At 38.1% G+C, this 2842-nt stretch carries 2 protein-coding genes; one reads left to right on the forward strand and one right to left on the reverse strand.

The window, feature by feature from the left end:
• Positions 1-116: 116 nt before the first annotated feature.
• Entirely contained in the window at positions 117-1955 is a 1839-nt protein-coding gene (locus ACOEN1_RS12455) for a sensor domain-containing diguanylate cyclase/phosphohydrolase (protein ID WP_422487231.1), read from the forward strand.
• Positions 1956-2002: 47 nt separating this feature from the next.
• Here ACOEN1_RS12455 and ACOEN1_RS12460 read toward each other — a convergent pair.
• A partial coding sequence (locus ACOEN1_RS12460) for a hypothetical protein (protein ID WP_422487232.1) occupies positions 2003-2842 on the reverse strand: 840 nt, incomplete at its 5' end.

Genomic DNA, 2842 nt, shown 5'->3' on the forward strand with positions numbered 1-2842 from the left:
AACAGAAGTGATTAAACTACGCTTAAGTGGACCAGTTTTCGATTAAAATATGGTACAGATTTCGATTGACAAATACATATTTAATAGATGTACTAAATTATTTCAGGAGGACAATGATGGATACTGAGAAAAGAAGAGATCAAAACTTGTCAGATAATGTAATCCAAGACAACTTGGAAGATAATAAGCTGGTACATCAGTTCTCGGATGCCATGCTTGAGACCATACTGAATTCAAGTGAGGATATGATTTTCTTCAAGAACAAAAAGGGAGTATACATTAATTGTACCGAAGCATATGCTGATTATCACGGGTTGACAATCCAGGAAGTCATTGGTCTCACAAATCATGACTTGCACAATGCAGAAAAGGCAAAAATCTTCAATGAGCAGGACAAGGAAATACTAAAGACCTTAAAATCAATAAAAAATGAATTGTGGGGAATTAGCAAGGATGGTAGAAAAATGAGACTGGAAACCGTTAAGTCACCCTATTACGATAAAGACGGAAATGTTTTAGGGATAATTGGTATAATAAGGGATGTAACAGACAAGTATCAAGTAGAAATGGAGCTAAAGGAGAACAGGAGGTATTTAAGGGCTGTATTGGAAACATCCCTGGATGCTTTCTGGGTTATAGATGAGAAGGGAAATTTTCTTGATGTGAACTCTGCATTTTCAAAAATGAGTGGATATTCCAGAGAAGAACTGCTTTATATGAAAATTTCAGATCTTGAAGTGAAGGAAACAGTAAGGGGAATAAAAAACAGAATAAATAAGATATTGACAGTAGGAAAAGACAGGTTTGAAACAGTTCACAAAGGTAAAGATGGAAATACATATGAGATTGAAATAACAACTTCTTTGTTTGATGAGGAAAAAGGTCTTATTGTTGGATTTGCAAGAGATATATCCTTGAACAAGGCTGAGGAGAGAAAAATAAAAAATCTTTGCTTCCATGATCATCTTACAGAGATGTACAACAGAAGATATATAGAAGATTCGATAGATAGACTTGATACACCAAGAAATCATCCTTTTACAATCATGATGCTGGATATAAATTGTTTGAAGCTCACTAATGATGCCTTTGGGCATCAGATTGGAGATCAGGTTTTGGTCAATGTGGCAAAATGTGTAAAAAAGGCATGTAGAGATGATGATATAATAGGAAGGCTGGGAGGGGATGAGTTTATAGTTCTACTTCCAAGGACAAATAAATTAGATGCAGACAAGATAAAGTGTAGAATTCAGGATTTTGTTTCTGAACTTGAAATTGATTCCATGACAGTTTCAGTAGCAGTGGGCTACTCCACAAAATACTCTGATGGGACGAGCATAACAGATATTATAAAAGAAGCTGACTCCATGATGTACCGTAATAAGATAAAAACTGCAAAGGAAACGCAGAATCAGATTATTAGGGTCATTCTTGATAATGTAAACAGAAGGCATGATTTTGAGAAGAGACACTCTGAAAGGGTTGCTTATTATTGCGAGAACCTGGCCAAGGAAATGGGGTACGGTAAAAGGATTTGTGAGGATGTAAAAAAGGCAGGTGAACTACACGACATAGGCAAGATTGTTTTACCTGAAGAGCTTTTGAATAAAGTTGAACCACTCAGCAGAGAAGATTATGATCTTTTCAAGCAGCATCCAGAAACAAGCTATCAAATACTTAAAAGCACCACGGAGTATGCATATCTTGCAGAAATAATACTTCATCACCATGAAAGATGGAATGGAAGTGGATATCCAGAGGGATTGTCAGGGGAGGACATACCACTATTGTCTAGAATAATTGCGGTGGCAGATACCTACGAAGCCATGACAGGTGAAAGACCATACACAAAAGCCATGGTAAGTGAAAAAGTAGTGGAGGAATTAAAGGCTATAGCCGGAACTCAGCTTGATCCTGAGCTGGTAAAAACATTTATTGAAAAGGTTGTTAAATAGGAAGAAGGAGCAGAGATTCTGCTCCTTCTTCTTATTTATTGTTCAATCTATTCCCACCACTGAACTACACTGTGAAGTGCAATCCAGAAAGGACCTTTTACATCTTCAACAAGAACATGTGCTTCAAGTCCATCTGATGAGATATCTGGACTGTAATTAAACTGTCCAAGTGCGTTTGTCATTTTGCCATTCTTCATCATTGGCAATGGAGTATCACCAATCCATACATGAGCTTCATCCAACCAGTAATCATAATCAAGATCTTCATCTATGATATATGTTACTTCAACGTCGAACATACCTTCTGAACCTTCTGTAACTTCAACCTCAACTATGCCAACCTTGAAGCCATTGGAGAGGATGTTTTGTCCAGCAGCTGCATAAAGGTCAAATTCATATTCGCCAACTCCTGTGATTTCAGTTGTCCAACCCCAGTTATTGGTTTTTATAAAGTCCCAAATTTCTTCGGACTCACCAGGGAGGTATCCCCATGCAGTCTCATCCATTAGAATCATGTTGTAATCGTTGTTGATTTCAATTTCAACTGCATCCTCTTCAGCTCCAGCTACAACTACCGCACTGCTTCCATATGGGTAGCTGGTTGTCCAGCCTTCTATTGAAACTTCAGAAACGGTGTAGGTTCCTGGAGGCAATGGTCCGAAAGTATCTTCCCAATCAGGACCAAAGAGTTCAAAGTCTTCATCGTATCCGAAAGGACCGGTGATGGTTCCAGTTACGCTATCAGGATAATCTTCAAAGCCATCTGGGTAACCAGACCATGTTTTTATTACCTTCAGATAGCCTTCATCAAATGCGTTGCTTATACCTACACTAACAGCTTGAGCCATTTCACCAGCAGTGACATTGACTACGCCATCAGATGGATC

This window comes from Gudongella sp. DL1XJH-153, assembly GCF_049310905.1.
GTDB lineage: Bacteria > Bacillota > Clostridia > Tissierellales > Tissierellaceae > Gudongella.

Bases quoted from the DNA above. Each gene is read 5' to 3' on its own strand.
- ACOEN1_RS12455 (WP_422487231.1), top strand. From the start codon at position 117: ATGGATACTGAGAAAAGAAGAGATCAAAACTTGTCAGATAATGTAATC.